Annotated in this window: 13 protein-coding genes; 5 read left to right on the plus strand and 8 right to left on the minus strand. The window is 62.1% G+C overall.

Annotation, left to right across the window (positions count from 1 at the left end; genetic code table 11):
- Positions 1-9 precede the first annotated feature (9 nt).
- Positions 10-2241, minus strand: coding sequence for a TolC family outer membrane protein (locus HBJ55_RS02115; protein WP_167110543.1), 2232 nt, complete (start codon positions 2239-2241; stop codon positions 10-12).
- A gap of 462 nt (positions 2242-2703) precedes the next feature.
- On the opposite strand from HBJ55_RS02115, the gene HBJ55_RS02120 reads away from it, so the two are divergent.
- From HBJ55_RS02120 to HBJ55_RS02130, 3 genes are all read left to right on the plus strand, one after another.
- On the plus strand, positions 2704-2988 hold the full coding sequence (locus tag HBJ55_RS02120) for a hypothetical protein (RefSeq protein WP_167110545.1): 285 nt from the start codon (positions 2704-2706) through the stop codon (positions 2986-2988).
- 164 nt (positions 2989-3152) lie between these two features.
- Complete coding sequence (gene thiI, locus HBJ55_RS02125) at positions 3153-4628, plus strand: tRNA uracil 4-sulfurtransferase ThiI (protein ID WP_167110547.1); 1476 nt, start codon at positions 3153-3155, stop codon at positions 4626-4628.
- A 144-nt stretch (positions 4629-4772) separates the two neighbouring features.
- Positions 4773-7952: a transglycosylase domain-containing protein gene (locus tag HBJ55_RS02130; RefSeq protein ID WP_167110549.1), complete on the plus strand. Its 3180-nt coding sequence runs from the start codon at positions 4773-4775 to the stop codon at positions 7950-7952.
- On the opposite strand, the gene HBJ55_RS02135 is transcribed toward HBJ55_RS02130, so the two are convergent.
- A complete protein-coding gene (locus tag HBJ55_RS02135) occupies positions 7949-11041 on the minus strand; it encodes an efflux RND transporter permease subunit (RefSeq protein ID WP_167110551.1) in 3093 nt (1030 codons plus the stop codon). The two genes, HBJ55_RS02130 and HBJ55_RS02135, sit on opposite strands and share 4 nt — an antisense overlap.
- A 176-nt stretch (positions 11042-11217) precedes the next feature.
- On the minus strand, positions 11218-12273 hold the full coding sequence (locus tag HBJ55_RS02140) for an efflux RND transporter periplasmic adaptor subunit (protein ID WP_167110553.1): 1056 nt from the start codon (positions 12271-12273) through the stop codon (positions 11218-11220).
- A 312-nt stretch (positions 12274-12585) separates the two neighbouring features.
- Between HBJ55_RS02140 and HBJ55_RS02145 the strand changes: the two genes are divergently transcribed.
- Positions 12586-13725 (plus strand): LBF_2804 family protein, encoded by a 1140-nt coding sequence (locus HBJ55_RS02145; RefSeq protein WP_167110555.1) that lies wholly within the window; start codon positions 12586-12588, stop codon positions 13723-13725.
- Here the strand turns inward: HBJ55_RS02145 and HBJ55_RS02150 are convergent.
- From HBJ55_RS02150 to HBJ55_RS02170, 5 genes are all read right to left on the minus strand, one after another.
- On the minus strand, positions 13722-16097 hold the full coding sequence (locus HBJ55_RS02150; protein WP_167110557.1) for a DNA polymerase II: 2376 nt from the start codon (positions 16095-16097) through the stop codon (positions 13722-13724). The genes HBJ55_RS02145 and HBJ55_RS02150 overlap by 4 nt on opposite strands.
- Positions 16098-16167: 70 nt before the next feature.
- Positions 16168-17022: a penicillin-insensitive murein endopeptidase gene (mepA, locus tag HBJ55_RS02155; protein ID WP_167110559.1), complete on the minus strand. Its 855-nt coding sequence runs from the start codon at positions 17020-17022 to the stop codon at positions 16168-16170.
- A 33-nt stretch (positions 17023-17055) separates the two neighbouring features.
- On the minus strand, positions 17056-18279 hold the full coding sequence (locus tag HBJ55_RS02160) for an alpha/beta hydrolase family protein (RefSeq protein ID WP_167110562.1): 1224 nt from the start codon (positions 18277-18279) through the stop codon (positions 17056-17058).
- A 221-nt stretch (positions 18280-18500) separates the two neighbouring features.
- Complete coding sequence (locus HBJ55_RS02165; RefSeq protein ID WP_167110564.1) at positions 18501-18770, minus strand: hypothetical protein; 270 nt, start codon at positions 18768-18770, stop codon at positions 18501-18503.
- A 155-nt stretch (positions 18771-18925) separates the two neighbouring features.
- Positions 18926-19477, minus strand: a complete 552-nt coding sequence (locus HBJ55_RS02170) for a DUF421 domain-containing protein (RefSeq protein WP_167110566.1) — start codon at positions 19475-19477, stop codon at positions 18926-18928.
- Between the two features lie 181 nt (positions 19478-19658).
- Between HBJ55_RS02170 and metG the strand changes: the two genes are divergently transcribed.
- On the plus strand, positions 19659-21701 hold the full coding sequence (metG, locus tag HBJ55_RS02175) for a methionine--tRNA ligase (RefSeq protein ID WP_167110568.1): 2043 nt from the start codon (positions 19659-19661) through the stop codon (positions 21699-21701).
- Positions 21702-21868: the final 167 nt, after the last annotated feature.

Consider the following 21868-nt stretch of genomic DNA (forward strand, 5'->3'; position numbering starts at 1 on the left):
CCAGGTCGTTCAGCCTTGGACGACGTAGCTGTCGGCATAACCAAAGCGCTTCAGTTCGGCACGCAGTGCCGCCAGTTCGCCGGGATCGCCGATGGGGCCAAGCTGCACCCGATGCAGGTCGGAAGTGCTGACCAACCGCATCGGCTGGGCAAAGGTGTCACTGAGCTGATGGCCGACATCCTGTGCGCGCTCGGAGTTGCTCAGCGCTACCACCTGCAGATAAGCCCCCTGCTGAATGCTCTCCGCCTGCCGCTCGATCTGAGCCACGGTTTCCAGCTCGCCATAGACACTAGCCACTGGCTGGGTGTCGGCCCAGGCAGAGGTAACGCTCGATTGAGCCGAGACGTCGCTCTGCTCGCTCATCGCGCCCGGCCACTGCTGCACGGCGCCCAGGTCGAGGTTTTCGCCCACTCGCTCGAGGGTGACTTCCACACGGCGATTCTGGCGACGCCCTTCCACCGTGTCGTTGGTGGCGACAGGCTGCCGCGAGCCGTAGCCGCGGGTCTGGATCAGGCCGCGATCGACACCCTGGCTGGCCAGATACTCCGCCACGCTGTCGGCGCGCCGCTGGGACAACGGATCGTTGATGGCGTCGCTGCCGGTGCTGTCGGCATGGCCGGCGATGAATACCCGCGCCAGGTCGCTGCGATCACGGATCTGGCCCGCCAGCACGTCGAGTTCCTGGCGCGCATCGGGGCCCAGTTCGGCGCTGTTGACGGCGAACAGGGCATCGGCAGAGAGCGTGACGTCAGGGGCGCGGCTCGGAGCCGGGGCACTGATGCCGCGGGTAAAGTCGGCCAGCGTGTAGCCACCGGCGCCTTCGACCGGGCAGAGGATGCTGGGGTCGAGGGCAACGCCATCACTGCCCAGTTCGGCCAAGGTCGGCATGTCGTCGCGCATCACACCCAAGGCCTGCATCAGCTGACCCATAGCGGCAAGTGTCCGGGCATCGGCCAGAGCAATATCGTACTGGGCATTGGTATAGGCCCGGCTTGCCTCGAAGTATTCGTTTTCGCTGTCGAGCACGTCGAGCAAGGTGCGCTGACCGATGTCGAACTGCTGCTGATAGGCACCACGAACACGGTCGATCGACTGACGGTGGTCGTTGAGGTAGCGAATCTGCTCGCGCAGACGCTGGGTGTCGTTAAAGGCGATCTGCGTGGTCTGGCGTACGTTGGTGCACGCGAGATCACGCTGATCGATCGCCTGTTCGACACGATCGCTGGCCGCCCGGAACGAGGCCAGATCGCTGCCGCCACGGTACAGGTTCATGCTGGCGACCAGCTCGATGCTGTGGCGATCGCGCCGACCGAAGCCGTCGTAGCCGTTCTCGTTGTTATTGGTGCCGGTACGACCACGCAGGTCCAGGCGCGGCTGGAACCCGGCCTTGCTGCCGGATTGCTCCGCCCTTGCCGCTTCGATGTTTTCGATGGCGGCATGGAAATCGGGGTTGCCCTGGAAGGCGAGATCGACCGCCTCGGCCACCGAAGGGGGCAGGCGATCGTCGAGCTGCGGCGCAGGCGCCAGGTTCTCGGCCGGCAGGCCGCCGACGATGCGCTGATAACGGGCCGTGACGTCGTGCAGGTTGGAGGCTTCGGTCATCAGATTCGATTCGGCCAATGCCAGGCGGCCGCTGATCTGCTCGAGGTCGACCCCACGCCCGGCTCCGGAGCTCACGCGATCTTCGATCTGATTGTAGACGCGCAGATGATCGGCGTAGTTGCTCTGGGCCAAGCGGACCAGCTCGCGATAGCGGCTGACGTCGAGATAGGCCTGCGTGGCTTCCAGTGCCACATTCTCGCTGGCGCCAAGCAGCTCGTAATAGCGCACCAGCTCAGCGCGATCGAGACGCTCGACTTCGCTGCGAGTGGCGAAGCCATCATAGAGCATCTGGGATAGGCGCAGTTCGGCGAAATCAGTATCGTAGCTGCCGCGTCCGTCACCCTCCCGCTCCTCGATCCCGACGCCGGCGGCCAGGTCGATACTCGGAAGATAGTTGCCACGGGCCACGCCGACATCATGCCCGGCTGCACTCAACCCGTTCATGGCCGCCTTGACTTCGGGGTTGGTAGTCAGGGCTTGACGTACCACCTGCTGGATATCGGCAGAACCCGGCGCTGCCAGGCCTGGCGGCAGGGTCTGGGCCACCGCAGCGGCCACCGGAAGGAGAGCAAGGGATGTACCCACCATCATGGCTTTAGCCAACCGATGGGTACGAGAGAGGTCAATCGCATTTGTCATGGGTGTTCCCTTTCATGATTCGGATGCCCCGTCTGCACAGGCAATCCGTCGAGTTGTGAAGACATGTTTTTGTTATTACGGGGCTCATCCGGAGCGGCCGGATGGTGCATCCATTCCCGATTCCCTTGGATATCGCATTCTTGCCTGACCAACACCCCTTTATGTAACTCATATGTAACACTCGAGTGACCCCCAAGTGCCCTATCGTCACCCTCTTATGGGATTATCAGGCGTAATTGTTGCACTTTTGTAAGCTAGCGTAACCGAGGCAGTAAAAAAGTCCAATAGTTTCTCACCCTGTTCTTCAACCTTTGGCATGGCATGAACCTATCCCAAGCATGAGAACCTCAAGCATGCCCTCTTCAAAGCCGGTATCAGGCAGCGAGGCTCTCCCGGTGGCCTGCAAACATGCTATCGTCAGCCACATGACCGACATGAGCCATCAGCACAAGGAGAGACGTCATGTCTGCCTCATCCGAAATTCAGAAAACGCGAGTTATCACGGAACTGCGCGGTTTCATCAAGAAACTGCTACAGGAACCCCAGATTCTGGAACGCTCTCTGGATATCGCACGCCGCCATTATGGCGAGGGCAACCCGGAAGGCGCTCAGGCTCGCATCGCCAACGAGATTTCCGACACCACCAGCGTGCACATCCCCGAGGATCCGCAGGAACATTCGGAGGCCGACAAGCTGTTCCTGGAACTGCTCAAGGAAGTGATCAACGAGGAGCAGGCCCTCTATTAGGGAAACGCTGCATGGATATCTGCGCATCCCTGAGCCCGATGACGACCCGAGCGGGCGCCACGGCGCCCGTCGAGCCTCTCTACGCTAACCGAGCGCACGCCAGCACTGTTGCTCTGGTATAATGGCAAGCAATTGTTTTCCAAAACTTTCATAAGTGCGTTGCCATGTACTACCTGCTGAAGTTATTTCCAGAAATCACCATCAAGTCGCGCTCCGTACGCCGCCAGATGACCCGTTGCCTGGTCGGCAACATCCGCAACGTACTGCGCCCGCTGGGCGAAGAGGTAAACGTTCAGGGCGGCTGGGACGCTTTGAAGGTGCGGATACCTGCCAACGCCCCGGCGGAGTGGCGCAATCGATTGGAAGAGATGCTGTGCCGCATTCCCGGCATTCACGAAGTGCAGTGTGTCGAAGAAGTCCCTTTCCTCTCCTTTGCCGACACGACCGAGCGACTGCTGCCGGTCTGGCGGGACGTCATCGCAGGGCGAACCTTTCGCGTCACGGTGAAACGCCGGGGCGTACATGATTTCTCCTCGGAGGATCTCGAGCGTCATCTCGGCAGAGAATTGCTCGATGCAGCACCGGGTTCCAGTGTTCGGCTCAAGGCGCCGGACGTGGACGTGCGGGTGGACGTGGTCGAAAGCCGCCTGCGCCTGGTACGCCAGCGTTGGCCGGGGCTGGGCGGATATCCCTTGGGCCTGCAAGGCCAGGCCCTGGCCCTGATCTCGGGCGGCTACGATTCGCCAGTGGCGGTATGGAAAATGATGCGGCGCGGCATCAAGACACATTTCCTGTTCTTCGAGCTCGGAGGTGCCGGCCACGAGGCTGCCGTGCGTGAGGTCTCGTCCCATCTATGGGAAGCCTACGGTCGCTCGCATCGGGTAAAGTTCTTCGCGGTACCGTTCGAAGGCGTGGTAGGGGAACTGCAGCGCAGCATACCCGACGGCCTCATCGGAGTGGTGCTCAAGCGCATGATGGTACGCGCGGCCAGCCGCATCGCATCGCGCTCGCGAATTCCAATGCTGGTAACCGGCGATGCCATCGCTCAGGTCTCGAGCCAGAGCCTGACCAACCTCGTGCTCATGGACGAGGCTAGCGACGTGCCGATCCTGCGTCCGCTGATTGCCGAGGACAAGCAGTCGATCATCGATACCGCTCGCCAGATCGGTACCGCCCCTTTCGCCGAAGGCATGCCGGAGGTATGCGGTGCCGTCTCCCAGCGGCCCAACACCCAGGCGCGTCACGACAAGGTTGTCGCAGCCGAGGCGAACTTCGACTTCGGCGTGCTCGATGCCGCCGTCGAGCTGGCCGTGTCGACTCGCTCCGACCGGCTCATGGAGCCGCTACCCGAAAGCGAGTCTCAGTTGGAGGTAGTAACCGACCTGCAGACCATGGCTGACGCGTCCAACGTCAGCGTGATCGATATTCGCCCTCCGGCGGAGCGTGAAGCCGCACCGCTCGAGCTCGAACAGGTGGAATGCCTGGAGATCCCCTTCTTCGAACTCCAGTCGCGTGCCGAGACGCTGCCCGACAATCGCCGTTACTTGCTCTATTGCGACCAGGGCGTGATGAGCCGCATGCAGGCCATGCACTTGCATGACCGTGGGTTGCGGCACTTTGGGGTCTATCGCACTTCTTGACACTTGGTGACGGTTACAAATTCTTTTTTAGCAATCTCTTTATCGCCCCGCCGGACTGCGCTAAAACGAAATTAACAGGTCGCGGTCGGTGGGGAGTGACGTATGGGTGCGCGCAAGTCTTCGTCACGCCGGAATTCGTCTGCTGTGACGTGGCTCGACAATGGCGAATCGCTCGAGAAGCGCTCGCCTCTCATCCAGGAACCGAAGCTCGCTCCGGCGCCCCAGGAAGCGCCATCACATCGCTATCTCTATCTGGGCTTGGGCATACTGCTGCTACTGTTCGGCGTAACGCTGGCCACGCTGCTGGTGGCTGAGGCCAAGACATCTCACTTTCAGGCCCAGGAGCTTTCGCGCTACGCCGCGACCCTGCGCTATACGCTAGAGTCGGGGAGCAGCAGCCAAATCCAGTTCCCCGGCCATGGCCCCTTCGATCAACGTCTGGGTTATTCAAAATTGCCGGAGCTGGAGGCACGCCTGCTGTCGCGCGGTTACGAGATCACCGAGCAGGCACGCTTCTCGCCTGCTCTGCTCGATTACACTCGCCGTGGCTTCTTCCCGCCCTATGCGGAAAAGACTCAGGCCGGTTTGTACATCGAGGAGTGCCGGGGCGATACCCTATACCAGTTCCAACACCCCCAGCGCCAATATCCCAGTTTCGACACCATTCCCCCCGTGGTGCTGCAAACACTGCTGTTCATCGAGAATCGTCAACTGCTGGACGAGAGCACACCTTACGCCAATCCCGCCGTCGATTGGCCACGCTTCACCAAGGCGGCCTTGTCCCAGGTCGGGCGAGCCCTCGATCTCCCCGGACAGTCAGCGGGCGGTAGCACACTGGCCACTCAGCTCGAGAAGTATCGCCACTCGCCCCGGGGCCTGACCAACTCCCCCAGGGAAAAGCTGCGCCAGATGATCTCGGCCAGCGTGCGCAGCTATCAGGATGGCCCCCAGACCCTGACCGCTCGTCAGGATGTGGCGCTTGACTATCTCAACACCGTGCCGCTTTCGGCCGCCCCCGGCTACGGCGAGGTGCATGGCATTGGCGACGGCCTGTGGGCTTGGTTCGGTGCCGATTTCGATGCGTTCAATCGGCGCCTGTCAATCGGCTTCGACAAGGTCGACAACCGAATGGAGCAGGGGCTGGCACTGCGCCAGGTCGTGGCGTTGATGATCGCGCAGCGGCGCCCCTCCTGGTACCTGATGGGCGGACGCAAGGCGCTGGAGGAACTGACTGACAGCTATCTGCGGCTGTTGCGGCAGGACGGTGTGATATCGGACACCCTTGCCCAGGCGGCGCAGGAGCAGCGCCTGACCTTCCGCGACTACACCGAGACGCCTTTCAGCCTGCGCATTGAGCCGGACAAGGGGGTGCGGGTGGCACGCCAACGCTTGGGCGGCATGCTAGGCATGTCCTTGTATGACCTCGACCGGCTCGACCTCAGCGCTCGTACTACCCTCAACGCCAGCCTTCAGGGTGAAGTCACCGCCTACCTGCATCGCCTGGCGGATCCAGAGTTCGCCGCCGAGATCGGCCTGCTGGGAGAGCGCTTGCTTGCGCCCGATCGAACCCAGGATGTGCGCTACAGCTTCACCCTGTTCGAGCGCAGTGAAGACGGCTTCATGGTGCGCGTGCAGACCGACAATACCGACCAGCCTTTCGATATCAACGAAGGCAGCAAGCTCGAGCTCGGCTCTACTGCCAAGCTACGGGTATTGGCAACCTATCTGGAAGTGGTCGCCGAGTTGCATGAACGTCACGCCGGCAAGAGCATGGAGGCACTTCGTGCAGTCGAGACCGACCGTCAGGACGTGCTCAGCCGCTGGGTGCTTGATCGACTCATCGAAGCTCCTGGGCTGACGCTCGACGAGCTGCTGGCCATGGCCATGGAGCGGCGCTATTCGGCAAGCCCAGCGGAAGCTTTCTTCACCGGGGGTGGACAGCACACGTTCAGCAATTTCCGCCGCGAGGACAACGGTCGCAACCCGACGCTCACTGAAGCCATGCGCGAGTCGCTCAACCTGCCTTTCATCCGCCTGATGCGGGACCTGGTGCGCTACAGCACGCACCTCAACGAACACCGGACCCAATTACTGGAGGACGACAGCGATCCTAGGCGCCTGGAGTACCTGCGCCTGTTCGCCGATCGCGAGGGACGTACCTTCCTGCAGCGCTTCTGGCGCAAGTACCGCCATTTGGACAACGATCAGCGCCTCGTCACCTTCCTCGAGGGGCTCAACGTTTCCGCGCCGCGCCTGGCCGCGGTGCATCGCTACCTGTACCCCGAGGCCAGCCGTGACGACTTCGCCGCATTCCTCGGCTCCTGGCTGCCCAGCGCCTCCCACCTGAGCGAGCGCGAAGTCGATACGCTCTTTGAACGCTACGCACCCGGCAACTATTCACTGACCGACCAAGGTTATGTCGCCCGGGTACATCCACTCGAGCTGTGGCTTCTGGGTTACCTGCTCGATTACCCGGATGCCAGCTTTGCTGAGGCAGCTTCGGCCAGTGTCGACGAGCGCCAGGAGGTCTACGGCTGGCTGTTCCGGACGCGGCATCGCAGCGCTCGCGACGTGCGTATACGCACCATGCTCGAAGTCGAAGCGTTCCTCGACATCCATGAGCGCTGGCAGCGCCTGGGCTATCCCTTCGAACACCTGGTGCCTTCGCTGGCCACTGCGGTGGGCTCGTCGGGTGACCGCCCCGCGGCACTGGCCGAGCTGATGGGTATCATCCTCAACGACGGCGTAAGGCAACCTACCCTGCGTATCGATGAGCTGCACTTCGCCGCCGGCACGCCTTACGAGACTCGCTTCCTGCCGGCCCCCGGACGTGCCCAGCGGGTCATGGCCCCTGAAGTGGCGGCAGTGCTGCGCGACGCGCTTTCGCAGGTGGTCGAAGGCGGTACCGCCCGACGCCTGCACGGCAGCTTCGTACAGGAGGACGGTACGCCGCTGGTCTTGGGCGGCAAGACCGGCACTGGCAACAACCGTATCGAAACGGTGAGTCGCGGCGGTCAGGTGACCAGTTCACGCGCGCTCAACCGCACCGCCACTTTCGTCTTCTATCTCGGCGACAACCACTTCGGCACCCTCACCGCTTATGTGGCGGGCACGGCTTCGGACGACTTCAGCTTTACTTCGGCTCTGCCGGTGCAAGTGCTCAAGGGCATGGAGCCGATACTGCGCCCCTACCTCGAACCCGGAGCGGGCAACTGTCCGGCCACGCCCCGCGACGAGTATCACTTTGCCGAAGATGCCGAAGCGGATCCGCCCGATGACGCTGGCGACGACTCCTCCTCGTCCCCGGATATCGCCCTGCGCTAGTCGTTGTGAGAGTCGTTGTGAGAGTCGTTGAGAGAGTCCTTTCGATCGGCCCGGGAATAGGGAATACCAAAGAACAGCGAGTACAATACCGGCACCGCGATCAGGGTCAGCAGCGAGGCAAAGGCCAGGCCACCCATGATCGTTACCGCCATGCTATTGAAGAAGGCATCGGTCAGCAGCGGCAACATGCCGAGGATGGTGGTGCCGGCGGCCAACGCTACCGGGCGCAGGCGGCTGATGCTGGCATCCACCAGCGCCTCGAGGCGCAGCTTGCCGCTTGCGATCTGGGCGTCGATCTCGTCGACCAGCACGATGGCATTCTTCATCAGCATGCCCGAGAGGCTGAGCATGCCCAGCAGGGCAGTAAACGAGAACGGCAGCCCGGTGACCAACAACCCGATCACCACGCCACAGATCGACATCGGCACCACCAGCCAGATGATCAGGGGCTGGCGCAGCTTGCCGAACAGCAGGACCGACACCAGCAGCATGGCAACGAAACTCACCGGCAGCTGTTGCCCCAGCGACTCCTGAGCATCGCTTGAGTTCTCGTGTTCACCGCCCCAGGAGAGTGAATAGCCCGCAGGAAGCGTCATAGCCTCGATCTCATCGCGCACCGCAGAGAAGGCCGCCGCCGCCGTGTAGCCTTCGGCAGGATCGGCCTGTACCGTCAACGTGCGAACCCGATTGCGGCGGTGTATCAACGCCTCCTCGCTTTCGGTCTCGAAGCCGTCGACGATCTGGGCGATGGGAATGAAGCGCTGCTCGGCATTGCTCCATACCATGCGGTCGGCCAACCGCGAGACGTCGTGCCGTTCGTCGGCCGGGGGACGCGCGATGATAGGAACCAGGTTGTCGCCTTCCCGATAGGTCCCCGCGCGCACGCCCGACGAGGCGAATTGCAGGGTGCGGGCCAGCTCGTCGCGGCTGACGCCGGCGATCCGCGCCCGCTCCTCGTTGAACTGCGGCGTCACAATGGTCTCCTGCTCGCGCCAGTCCTGTCGCACGTCGATCAAGGCCGAATTCCTGCGCATGATGGCCTTGGCCTCTTCCGCCAGGCTGCGCAACACTGCCGGATCGCTGCCTTGCAGACGCGCCTCGACCTGAGCCCCGGCACCGGGGCCGAACTGGATACGCTGCGTTCTCACCCGCGCTTCGGGGAAGAGCGCCTGAAGTTCGGCATGGACCTCGGGGTCGAGCTCGGCAATCCGCTCCAGGCTTTGCGCCCGTACGATGAACTGGGCGTAAGCCGGGTTGGGTTGTTCGGGAGCGTAGGTGAGCATGAAACGTGTCGCCCCACGGCCAATGAAGGTCGACACCGCCTCGACCCCAGCCTTGTCCTGCAAGTAGGCTTCTACTCGTTCGGCATCGCGCCGGGTGGCCCGAATATCGCTGCCTTGGGGAAGCTCATAGTTGACGTAGAACATCGGCGTATTCGAGTCGGGAAAGAACGACTGCGAAACGAAGGTGAAACCCCAGGCGCAGGCCGCAGTAACGCACATCAGCAGTGCCACGGTCAGCACGCGCAGACGTAGCGCCAATGCCAGGAAGCGAGCGTAGAGACGATAGATCAATCCGCCATGCGGGTCCTTGTCGCTGCCGACCTGGGCGTTACGGAAAAAGTAAAAACCGAACAGCGGCGTGACGGTAATGGCCAGCACCCAGCTCAGCAACAGGGAAACCGCAATTACCGCGAACAGCGAGAACAGGAACTCGCCGGTCACGTCGTCTGAGAGGCCGATGCCCGAGAACGCCAGGATGCCGATCACCGTTGCTCCGAGCAGCGGAACCTGAGTGCGGCCGGCAGCCTCGCTGGCGGCCTCTTTCACCGCTTTGCCGCGCTGCATGTTGATGAGCATGCCTTCGGCCACGACGATGGCATTGTCCACCAGCATGCCCATGGCGATGATCAACGCCCCCAGCGAAACCCGCTCCATCTCGATGTCGAAGACCCACATGAAGAGCAGCGTGCCGAGCACCGTGAGCAGTAGGGTCGCGCCGACCACCATCCCCACGCGCCAACCCATGAACAGGCACAGCACGCCGATGACGATGGATACCGACATGGCCAGATTGATCAGGAAATCGTTGATCGCGTCGTCGACGACGTTGTGCTGCTCGTAGATGGGATGCAACTCGACGCCCAGCGGTATGCGCCCTTCCAGTGCCTCGAGGTGACGTTCCACGGCCTCGCCCACTTCGACGATGTTGGCCTCGGCCACGCCGGCCACGGCCAGCGTGAAGGCTGCCTCGCCATTGTGGCGAATCAGGTGGTCGGGTACCTCCGCGGGCTGGCGGCGGACGCTCGCGATGTCGGCCAGCGAGATCTGTTCGGTGGTACCGGGGCGGCCGATGCGGATCGATTCGATGTTGGTCACGCTGTCGACCCCGGCGCGTACGACGATACGCACATGATCGTCATCGATGCGCATCGACCCGGCATCGGTGACCTGGTTCTCGGTCTGGATGGTGTCGATCACGTGGTCGATGGGAATGCCCAAGGTGGTGAGCCGCTCGTTGGGGATCTCGATGTAGATCGCCTCCTCGCGCTCCCCTGCCGTAGCCACACGGGCCACGTTGGGGACCGTGAGAATTTCGCGCTGGAGCATGCGCGAAACGTCGCGGATCTCGTCTTCACCGTAGCCGGGGGCGGTCACGGCATAGAAAATGCCGTAGACCTCGCCGAAATCGTCGTTGACCTGGGAGGGCGAGGCGCCTCCGGGCAGGTCGGGCTGGGTATCGTTGACCTTGCGCCGCAGCTCGTCCCAGATCTGCGGCAACTCGTGACTGCGGTAGTTGGAAGACACCTCGACCTCGATCTCCGAGCGCCCCGGTAGGGAGAGCGACTCGATCACATCGATCTGCTGCAGCTCCTGAATGGCCATCTCAAGGCGCTCGGTCACCTCCTCTTCGACCTCCTGGGCGGTCGCTCCGGGGTACGGCGTGTTGATGATGGCGTTGGGAATGGTGAAGGAAGGGTCTTCGAGCTTGCCCAGGTTGTTGAAACCCCAGATGCCGCCGAACAGGCAAATGACGACGATGAGCCAGGTGACGACCGGCCGTTCGATGGACGACTTGGCGATATCCATATCCTGCTCCTGACTAGGCTCCTTTAAAAAATCGACTAGGACTTATGCGAAAAGTCGTCGAGCGTAGGCCAGACAAGGCAAAAATCGGCGAAAAGACGGAGTTTACGAATTGTAAATGAGTCCTTTAAGCCGGTTTTTAACGCCGTATGGGCAAGCGCAGGCACTTTTCGTAAGGCCTAGAGGGTCGCTTCCATGGGGCGCACAGACGCACCCTCATGCAGCAGGTGAGCCCCCGCGGCGACGATCTTTTCCCCCGGCTGCAGGCCGGCCAGGACCGGCACCGTCTCGCCCTGGATCTCGCCGACAAGCACACTACGCGGCTCCACCCGCTCGTCGTCGGAGCGATATACCCAGACGCGGAAGTCGCCTTCGTTGTCCTTGTCGAGCGCGGCGACGGGTATGCTCAGCGCTCCGTGTTCGACGGCATCGACCAGGGACACCGCCACCGAAGCCGTCATGCCCGGCATTGCGCCGACATTGGCCGGGTCGACAATGGCGAAATCCACCTCATAGGTCTGCGCCACCTCGTCGGGCTCCGTGACGTGCTCGCGGTACTCGAGCGGGAAACGCTGGCCCGGCAGAGACAGCAACTCGGCCTCGACCTCGAAGCGCTCGGGATCGGTCACATGGCGAATCAAGGTCTCGGGAACGTTGATCTTGACCCGTAGCTCCGTCACGTCCTGCACACGCACAATGGCCGTGTTGGGCGGCACGTTGCTGTGATTTTCTACCAGCCGGCGGGTCACCAGTGCATCGAAGGGTGCATTGATGATGGTATAGGAGAGGTCCTGGCGGGCGCTGTCGCGCTGAACTTCGGCAAGTTCGTACTGGGTGCGCACTTCGTCGAACGAGGACTGCGAGATCGAGTTGGTCTCGAGCAACTGGCGTGTGCGCTCCATCTCGCGCCTCGCCAACTGATACTCCGCCTCGGCCCGCCGAACGGCCAGCTCGTAATCGGTCGGGTCCAGCCTGGCGATCGTCTCTCCCTCCGGTATCAACTCCCCCTGGCGCGGAGGCATCTCGACCAGTTGCCCACCTACACGAAATGACAGGTCGACTGTGCGTACCGCCTCCACTCGGCCGACGAAGCGTCGGCTCGGCACGAGGGAATGCTCGCCCACCTCGATGAGCTTCACCACCCGGGCCGAAGGCTCGTCCTCTTCGGCCTGGTTCCTGTCGCAACCGGCCAATGCCAGGACGACAAGCGCCAAAAGCATCATTGCTGGCTTCATCCACCAACCTCCCTGTAGGAACCTACTCTTGCTCCAAGCAGCGGCATATGCCCAGCCAGCTACTTGAACGAGTAACCATAGACCATACAGCCACGTATGTAAGCCATGCCACTCGCGCTAATAATTGGCTGGCAAGGACACACCACGGCTCAAAGCGGATAGGATCAGCGCAGACAGCGACCGGAATGGGTCGAGGAGAAAAAGAGACTGGCTTTTGAGGCTACGATAGCGTGTGAAGTTGGCAATTCGTACTGATCACACAGCCACGCTACGCTGAAAGTACCAGACACAGTCAGGAAGTAACGACGTTTCATGGCCGAAGCAAGACCGGACCAGGAATACGCAGCGGAACCCAGCACGTTCGAATGCTGGGCCGCACGTTACCTGCAGCATCACAACCATGCCAGCGCCATTCTCCGGCCAGCAAATGGCAGCAGGCAGATCGACGGCATCCGCCAAGTGTTTCGCCGAACTGTTGCCTGTGCCGCCCTGGCCGGCATTATCTCTGGTGGCATCATCGGCGGGATGGAGTGGTACATGCGTCGGAGCATGCTCGACGACATGGGGATGAGCCTGGGGGAACAGTGGCTCTACTGGGCCGGCTTCTTCGCCATGGTCGGCGTGGTCAGCGCTGTGGAGATTGCCTTTCTCTACTGGAATGCGCTGCGCGGCGTGGCCACTACCAGCCGTCTTGCCGCCTTACCGCTTCACGATAGCCCCGGAGCCAGACTGATCGTGCTGGGGTTGACCCATGTCGCGCTCGAATTTCCCAGCCCAAGGCATCGCATCTATGGCATCGACCCCTATGCTCAGATGAGCCGGTGGAAGCTTACTGCCCTGGGATTGATGTATCGCATGAAGGTGGGAATCAGCAGCTTCATCCTACGCATATTGCTGCGTCGCGTGCTAGGCCGCGTGGTACTGCGCGCTCTGCTGCCACTGGTTACCGGCCCACTCTACGCTGCGTGGAACGCCGTCATCACCTGGCGAATCCTGATCAAGGCCCGCGAGCAGGTGCTGGGCCCTTTCGTCATCGAAGCGCTGGTCGCGCAGCTAGAACACGACCCGTTGAGCGAACGAGCCCGTCGTGTCGTACTGCATGCACTCGGCGCCCTGATCATGGCCAATCAGGTTGCGCACCCCAACCATGTCTACCTGCTCTCGCGTCTGCTCGATAGCTTCGGCAAACATGAGCACGCTGTCGACGTGGATTGGCCACAGCAACGCTTCGTTCTCCATCGCCTGGAGCAACAGGAAAAGCACCGGGTACTTGAACTGCTGACCGCTGCCACCGTGCTCGCCGGAAGATGCAAGGGCAGGCGCAAGCGCTTCCTCGAAGAACTCTTCGAGGCTTGCGACATGAGCTATCCGCAAGAGAAGGTCAGGGCCTGGCGTCATCGTTTCATCAATGGCCAGCCGATCGGCATCGCCGCGAACGCCCTTTCGGATTAGAACAACCCTAGCTGGCGATCGATCAGGCTGGAGAAGTCCTCGCCACGGAAGGGCAGGATGCCATCGGCCACCGGCTGCAGCTGCCGGCTGAGATAGTGCTGATAATCGATGGCGGAGCGACGCGCCTCGAGCGGTTCCGGCCCGGCCACGGTGATCACGTAGCGAATCCAGCCGCCATGCTGGTACTGCCGCGGCCGCCCGAGCTGGTCATTGAGTTCATCGGCCATGCGCGCGGCACGTACGTGAGGCGGCACGTTACGGCGATACTCGTCGAGCCGGCGGCGCAGCCGCTTGCGATAGACCAGGCGTTCATCGAACTCACCGGACAGCGTGCGGCTCACGTAGTCGCGCACGTAGTCGCGATAGGTCTCGCCGAGGAAGATGCGCCGATACAGCTCCTGTTGGAAAATCTTGGCCAGTGGCGTCCAGTCGGCACGCACCGTCTCCAGCCCTTTGAACACGACATGCTCGGCTCCATGAGCATCACGTACCAGCCCCGCATAGCGCTTCTTGCTGCCCTCCTCCGCACCGCGGATGGTAGGCATCAGGAAGCGCCGAAAATGGGTCTCGAGCTGAAGTTCCAGTGCACTCTCGAGGCCATGTTCCGCTTCGAGATGCTGCGCCCACCAGCCGTTGACCCGCTCCACCAGCCGTTGGCCGATGGCATGGGCATCGGCCTCTTCATGGGCGCTGCCCAACCAGACGAAGGTGGAATCGGTGTCGCCGTAGATCACCGTGTAGCCCTCGGCCTCGATCAGCTCGCGGGTACGTCGCATGATCTCGTGGCCACGCAGGGTGATCGACGATGCCAGGCGCGGATCGAAAAAACGACAGCCGCGCGAGCCGAGCACACCGTAGAAGGAGTTCATGATGATCTTCAGCGCCTGGGATAGCGGCGCATTGCCCTCGCGTTTGGCGGCTTCGCGCCCCTGCCACACCCGTGCCACCATGTCGGGCAATGCATGCCGGGTACGTGAGAAGCGGGCGCCGCGAAACCCCGGCACGGTCTGCGATTCGGGCTCCTCCAGCCCTACCACCAGCCCCACCGGATCGATCAGAAAGGTGCGAATGATCGATGGATAGAGACTCTTGAAGTCGAGTACCAGCACCGAGTCGTAGAGCCCCGGGCGGGAGTCCATGACGAATCCGCCTGGACTGTCCTCGTTCCCGTCCCGCCCTTGAGAAAGACTCGGGGCTACGAAGCCCAGCCGGTGCATGCGCGGCAGGTAGAGATGCGAGAAGGCCGCCACCGAGCCGCCGCTGCGATCGGCCGGTAGCCCGGTGACGCTGGCCCGTTCGAGCAGGAAGTCAATGAGCTCGGTCTTCTCGAAGATACGCGTGACCAGCTCGCAGTCCTTGAGGTTGTAGCGGGCCAACGCCGGCTTGTCCTCGGCGAACATACGGTCGATCTCGTCCATGCGCTGGTAGGGATTGTCAATCGCCTTGCCCTCGCCGAGCAGCTCCTGGGCGACGCTTTCCAGGCTGAACGAGGCGAAGCGCCAAGTGGCCTGGCGCAGGGCTTCGATGCCATCAACGATCAGGCGCCCGGCGGCCGAGGCGAAGAAGTGGTTGGGATTACTCCCATGGGCGCGCCAGCCGAGCGGTTCGCCACCGCGTCCGAGCAACAGCGGTATGCCGAGACGCTCGGCGTGCCGCTGCAGGATTCGTAAATCAAACTGCACCAGATTCCAGCCGATGATCGCATCCGGGTCGTGCCGGGCAATCCAGCCGTTGAGACTCTTCAGCAGCGCCTCATGGCTGGTGCAGTACTCGAGCGAGAAATCACGGGCAGTATCGGCCACGCCACCCTGCCCGTTGGCGGGCCCCAGCATATAGACCTGGCGCTCGCCGCAGCCTTCGAGCGCGATGGAGTAGAGCTCCCCCCTGGCATTGGTCTCGATATCCAGCGAGGCAAGTGCGAGTCGGGGGCGATAATCTGGCGCTGGCTTCAGTTGGGCATCGATCAGCGCGCCATTGCCATCCGCGTCACCCATGAGCCACACCGGCGCGGTGATGAACCGCTCCATCAGGTAGCGTTCCGGCGGACGCACGTCGGCTTCGTAGATATCGATGCCGGCATCGCCCAGACGCTTGGCCAGGTTCATCAACTGGCGATGCTGTCGACAGTAGAGACCGAGTACGGGACGATGCTGGAAGTCATGCAAATTTAGTTGCCGCAGCTCGACGTCACGCTCGCCGCGCAGCAGCGCCTCGGCCTGCTCACGCTGCTCGACAGGCAAAAACGCCACCGAGGGCTGCACCGGCAGGTGGACATGCCGAGGGCCATCATCGGTGGCCAGCCAGAACGCGACCTCGGTGCCGGCCGTCGACTCCCGCCAGTGCCGGGTCAGCACGAACCCCTGCTGTTTCAACGCCGCCTCTCGCCCTACCTGGTCAGGCTGATATTCTACCCCGCAAGCCCCTGACTGTCGCCTTGGCCCGTTATGGATTCAGTACTGCTCGGCAGGCTGGCGGCAAGGTACGGCTCGGCAGAGGATAGGCCTTGGGGCGCGGAGTCGGTACCAGTGCCTGACAGCCCTCCCCCGGCGGGGGTGGCGGTTGGTCGATGCACTCCGTCTGTCCCGGCGGGCAGCGTAACCGTACGTGCAGGTGCTCGTCGTGGGAGTGCCAAGGGCGAACCACGCGCAGCCAGGAGCGATCGTCCCACTCCCGTGCGCACAGGTCTCGCTTCACCGCGGCATCAACGAAGATGCGTGCCACTCGCGGGTCGTCGGCAGCTAGACGAATGAGTTCGGCATGCCGAGACGTCCAACGCTCATCCAGGCGCTGGCTGTGCGGATCGACCAGAATCGGCTGGTCGAGGCCCTCGCGCTCGCTGCGTTCGAGAAGCGGAAGGTCAAGGCGAAACCAGATGTCGACGTCGAGCCCGGTCTGATGGCTGACATGACCGGAAGGCATCGGCCCACCGCGCGGCTGGGCCATGTCGCCCACCAGCATCGGGCCGAAGCCGGCCCGATTGACACGCTCGCCCAGACGCTCGATGTAATCGACAAGCGAAGGATGCCCATAGTGTCGGTTGCGCTCGAGATCCACTGTCTGGTAACCGACCCCCTCTTCGGGCAGTCTTTCCGCACCGGCGATACAGCCACCGTCATAGGGGCCGATGACACGCGGCGGGCCGTTGAGAGGCTCGTTGACCTCGGACCAGTCCACGGGTGTGCTGGGCCCCGAGGCGCTGGATTGAGCATTGGCGATCAACGAGCCACCGGCCATGAAGGCAGCCGACAGCATGACGCCCACTAAGCGTGGGCGACGATTGAGATAGCGTAACAACATCGAAGGTTCATCCTTGCCAGACGGTGAGTTTCCTCATTCGCGCTCTTGCAGGGCAAGCCACTCGAGGCCGGGGCGATAGAGCATGTCGTGCTCGCCATCGAACAGCGCCAGCTCGGTCGGCCCCGATTGCAAATGCAGCAGGACCGGCGCCTCGGCTTCCTCGAAGTGCGGGTAGTCACGTTCTTCATGCAGCGATCGCTCTAGCAGCGCCTCGGGGATCTCCCCGCTCTCCATGATCGCCTCGATCTGCTCCTGCGAAATACCTCCCTCCTCCTCTATCAGATCGTTATAAGCTTGCAGCGCCTGCTCGACCGGCACGGTCTCATCGTCGATACCGTGAGCGATCAACACCCGCATCCCACCGGCCGCATCGGGCACGTGCGCCTTGGGACTACGCTGCATGCACTCATCGTGGGCCTCGCTACCTTCCTCCGGCACACCACCACAAGCCTCGGCGATTTCCTCGGCATACTTCTCCCCAAGCCGATCGTTCCATTCATACCAGCTAGCCAGATCGTAGACCGGCACCCAGGCCGCGACGCCGGCAAACGTATCGGGATGACGGCTGGCCAGGTGCAGTGCGTTCATGGCTCCGCCGGAGTAGCCCAGCAGGTAGATACGCGACTCATCCACGTTGGCATTCTCGCGGGCGTACTCCAAGGCATCTTCCATGTCGGAGATGACGAGATCGGAAGCCGTCGATTCTGGGCGGCCATCATTGGCCCCGCGAAAATCGGGGTGCATGAAGGCCCATTCGTTGGACACGGCGAACTGTGCGAGAGGAATATCGATGTTCTGGAGGTAGTCGGTACTCCAGCTGTGCAGCACCAGAAGAAGCGGACGCTCCTCCTCAACCTCCGGCGCATAGAACAAGGCCGGCTGTTCGTAATCATCCGCCGAGGCGGGAATGCTGATGTCTTCGACCTCGGGCACGTACTCCTGCCAGGCGGAGAGTTCGGCATCGATCAGCGATCCTGGGAATTCGGTGACGACGAGGTGCTCGCTGGGATGCTCCAACTCGGGCTTCTCAGCCTCGTCTCGCGCTTCGATGCCGAGCAAGCGGTTCGGCCCAGGTTCCTGCGCCTGCACTTCGCCGATACCGACCTGATGGCTAACGACCAGCACCACAAGCAGTAATGCCAAGCGGTCGATCTGCACATGGGAAACCGGGGTATTGGAAGGACATCGACCGGCTGAAACCGCACACGGGGGATGGAGCAATCGATGATCCGGGGGCGTGGCACCTTTACGTTCCATGGCTTTTCTCCTGACAGCGACAGTTCCTTAGCGTTGTCTCTCGCAGTCTAGTCATGGACCCCGTTGGTGCCAGCGTAGGGACCAGTCGCGAAAAATGCCTGAGTCTGACTCCGGCCCGGCCCTGGTAACGCCGACCCAAACGAGCGACCCCGAACGAAACCGGCCCATGCAGATACATGGGCCGGCTGAACGTACCGCTAATACCTTACTCTGGCAGGGGTTCAGTCACACGGAACGACAGCGCGCTGAGTGTCCTTGGCCCACAGGGTCTGTCCATTCGGCGTTTCGCCGTGGGCGTTCCAGGTCTCGGTGACTTCCACGCAGTAGGAGCCGAGGTCTTCGATGGTCTTTTCCGGGTTGGCGGGCGGCTCATCGCTGATGCGCATGATGTCGGGGTTTTCGCTGGTATAGCGCGGCGCCAGGGCATTGGTTCCACAGCCCACCAGCAGGGTAGCAAGCAGAAGCAGGGGCAGAGCGAGTCGCAGTTTCATCGTATCATCCTCACGAAAGTCATCAGTCATTCGTTCGTTTTGCGGATGATGCGTAACGGGCAATGCGAGAGAGCATGCCATGGGGGGCCGATCCATTTGCCATCCATCGCATGGCTGCATTCTAAAGGAGCGCAGGGCGCACCGCCAACCTGCCTTCAATCCCTCGTCTCGACTTTACCTTCACCACTTCCCGGTGCCTTCACCCCATCGAGGCTCGATGCAGCGCCCTGGACCCGCTGCCCCAGCACGCTGAAGGAACCGTCGGTTTCCAGCACGACGGCTTCGATTTTGCTCAGATCAGCCATCCCGGCTGCGCGGGCAGCCGCTCGCACCTCGTCCCTGGTCACACGAGCTTGCAGCAGCGCACTCGGCAGATATTCCCCCCGAAAGAACAACAGCGCCGGCTCACCGGTAACCAGGCGCCGTACCCAACGCCAGCGAACGCTGGTCCAGGTCACGGAGAACTGCATACCAACCAGTAGTGCGAAGGCCAAGGCTCCCTGGGCCAGGGTTACATCCTTGCTGAGCATCACGGTGGCAAGCACCGAGCCCAGCGCCACGGTCACGACGAGGTCGAAGGCGTTCATTTTCGACAGGGTGCGGCGCCCGGATATCCGCAGCAGGAACACCAGACTGGCATAGCCCAGCACGCCCAGTACCGCCGTGCGCAGCAAGGCAACAAAAGAGTCGAAGAAGATCGGATCCAAGCAAGCCTCCATCTCAACGGGTCCTGTGTCAGCCTAGTGCAGTAGCGGGACATGGGCATCCCGCCTGCATAGCGGACCGCCCCCATTAGACGAAACGCCCCGACTCCCGTCACCGGGTGCAGTCATGTTCCAACACGGCTACAATCGAGGGTCTGTTTTTCCTGGGAATATCAGAGCCGATATGTCGAACAACGCAAGCGCCCCGCGCAAGATCCTGGTCACCAGTGCCCTGCCCTACGCCAACGGCTCGATCCACCTTGGCCATCTGCTGGAATACATCCAGACCGATATCTGGGTGCGCTTCCAGAAGAGCCGCGGCCATGAGTGTCACTACGTGTGTGCCGACGACGCCCACGGCACCGCGATCATGTTGCGCGCCGAGCAAGAAGGGATCACTTCAGAGGCCCTGATCGAGCGCGTTTCCAAGGAGCACCAGGCCGACTTCGCCACTTTCGGTGTCGCCTTCGACAACTATCACTCGACCCATTCCGAGGAGAACCGCTACTTCAGCGAGCTGATCTACACCCGACTGCGCGACCGCGGCCATATCGCCACTCGCGATATCGAGCAGATGTACGATCCCGTCAAGGGGCTGTTCCTGGCCGACCGCTTCATCAAGGGCACCTGTCCCAAGTGCAAGACTGCCGACCAGTACGGCGACAACTGTGAAGCCTGCGGCGCCACCTATACCCCGGCGGAATTGATCGACCCGGTGTCGGCGATCTCCGGCGCCACGCCCGAGGTGCGCAGCTCTACCCACTACTTCTTCAAGCTTCCCGATTTCGCCGACTTCCTCAAGCAGTGGACCCGCGGCGGTCACGTGCAGACCCAGATTGGCAACAAGCTGCAGGAGTGGTTCGAGTCCGGCCTCAACGAGTGGGACATTTCGCGCGACGCGCCCTACTTCGGCTTCGAGATTCCCGATGCGCCGGGCAAGTACTTCTACGTCTGGCTGGACGCGCCGATCGGCTACCTGGCCAGCTTCAAGAGCCTGTGCGAGCGCACCGGCATCGACTTCGACAGCTACTGGAAGAAGGACTCCGAGGCCGAGGTATACCACTTCATCGGCAAGGACATCGTCTACTTCCATGCGCTGTTCTGGCCGGCCATGCTGCACGGCGCCGAGTTCCGCACGCCCACGGCGGTGAACTGCCACGGTTTCGTCACCGTCAACGGGGCCAAGATGTCGAAGTCCCGCGGAACCTTCATCAAGGCGGCGACCTACGCCGAGCACCTGAATCCAGAGTACCTGCGCTATTATTTCGCCGCCAAGCTCACCTCGCGGGTCGACGATCTCGATCTCAATCTCGAGGACTTTGCCGCGCGGGTGAATGCCGACCTCGTCGGTAAAGTGGTCAACATTGCCAGCCGCTGCGCCGGGTTCGTCAAGAAACTGGGAGACGGCCGGCTCTCGACCCACTGCGCCGAGCCGGAGCTGGTCGCGCGCTTCATCGCCGCGGGAGACGGTATCGCCGAAGATTTCGAAGCGCGTGAGTTCGGGCGTGCCGTGCGCAAGATCATGGAGCTGGCCGACGAAGCCAATACCTACATCGCCGACAAGGAGCCGTGGGTACTGGCCAAGCAGGAGGGTCGCGAGCAGGAAGTACTGGAAATCTGCTCGGTAGGCATCAATCTGTTCCGGCAGTTAATGGTCTATCTGGCCCCGGTGGTACCGGCCATGGCCGAGCAGGCACGCCAATTCCTGCAGTTGGACTCGCTCGACTGGGCAAGCCGACACGCGGTGCTGCTGGGCCACGAAGTCGCCAAGTTCAAACCGTTGATGACCCGCGTCGAGCGGGAGAAGATCGATGCCATGATCGAGGCGTCGAAGGAGGATCTGGTGGAAGAACAGAAACTCAAGGAAGCGGCCAAGGGGCCGCTGGCCGACGATCCTATCGCCGAGCCGATCGCCTTCGACGACTTCGCCAAGGTCGACCTGCGCATCGTGCGCATCGCCAAGGCCGAGTACGTCGAGGGCGCTGACAAGCTGCTCCAGCTCACGCTCGATCTGGGCGGTGAGACACGCAACGTCTTTGCCGGCATTCGCTCGGCCTATGCCCCGGAAGCTCTGGAAGGCCGCCTGACCGTCATGGTGGCCAACCTGGCACCGCGCAAGATGCGATTCGGCGTCTCCGAGGGCATGGTACTGGCGGCTGGAAACGATGGCGGCATCTATCTGCTGTCGCCGGATTCCGGCGCCGAACCCGGTCAGCGCATCAGGTAAATAATCTCGACACGAGAAAAAGCGCGGCTTCGGTCGCGCTTTTTCTATGAAAATCAGCTCTAAGAGCCAATCTTTGCTGCACTATGAGCAAAAGCTGGCACTTTTCGATCAAAAATTACTTTTACTAAAGTTTTGTAGTCCTGAGCCGATATACCTTGTAAGCAATT

The organism is Billgrantia bachuensis (assembly GCF_011742165.1).
Taxonomy (GTDB): Bacteria; Pseudomonadota; Gammaproteobacteria; order Pseudomonadales; family Halomonadaceae; genus Halomonas; species Halomonas bachuensis.

Bases quoted from the DNA above. Each gene is read 5' to 3' on its own strand.
- HBJ55_RS02115 (WP_167110543.1), bottom strand. From the start codon at position 2,241: ATGACAAATGCGATTGACCTCTCTCGTACCCATCGGTTGGCTAAAGCC.
- HBJ55_RS02120 (WP_167110545.1), top strand. From the start codon at position 2,704: ATGTCTGCCTCATCCGAAATTCAGAAAACGCGAGTTATCACGGAACTG.
- thiI (WP_167110547.1), top strand. From the start codon at position 3,153: ATGTACTACCTGCTGAAGTTATTTCCAGAAATCACCATCAAGTCGCGC.
- HBJ55_RS02135 (WP_167110551.1), bottom strand. From the start codon at position 11,041: ATGGATATCGCCAAGTCGTCCATCGAACGGCCGGTCGTCACCTGGCTC.
- HBJ55_RS02140 (WP_167110553.1), bottom strand. From the start codon at position 12,273: ATGAAGCCAGCAATGATGCTTTTGGCGCTTGTCGTCCTGGCATTGGCC.
- HBJ55_RS02145 (WP_167110555.1), top strand. From the start codon at position 12,586: ATGGCCGAAGCAAGACCGGACCAGGAATACGCAGCGGAACCCAGCACG.
- mepA (WP_167110559.1), bottom strand. From the start codon at position 17,022: ATGTTGTTACGCTATCTCAATCGTCGCCCACGCTTAGTGGGCGTCATG.
- HBJ55_RS02160 (WP_167110562.1), bottom strand. From the start codon at position 18,279: ATGGAACGTAAAGGTGCCACGCCCCCGGATCATCGATTGCTCCATCCC.
- HBJ55_RS02165 (WP_167110564.1), bottom strand. From the start codon at position 18,770: ATGAAACTGCGACTCGCTCTGCCCCTGCTTCTGCTTGCTACCCTGCTG.
- metG (WP_167110568.1), top strand. From the start codon at position 19,659: ATGTCGAACAACGCAAGCGCCCCGCGCAAGATCCTGGTCACCAGTGCC.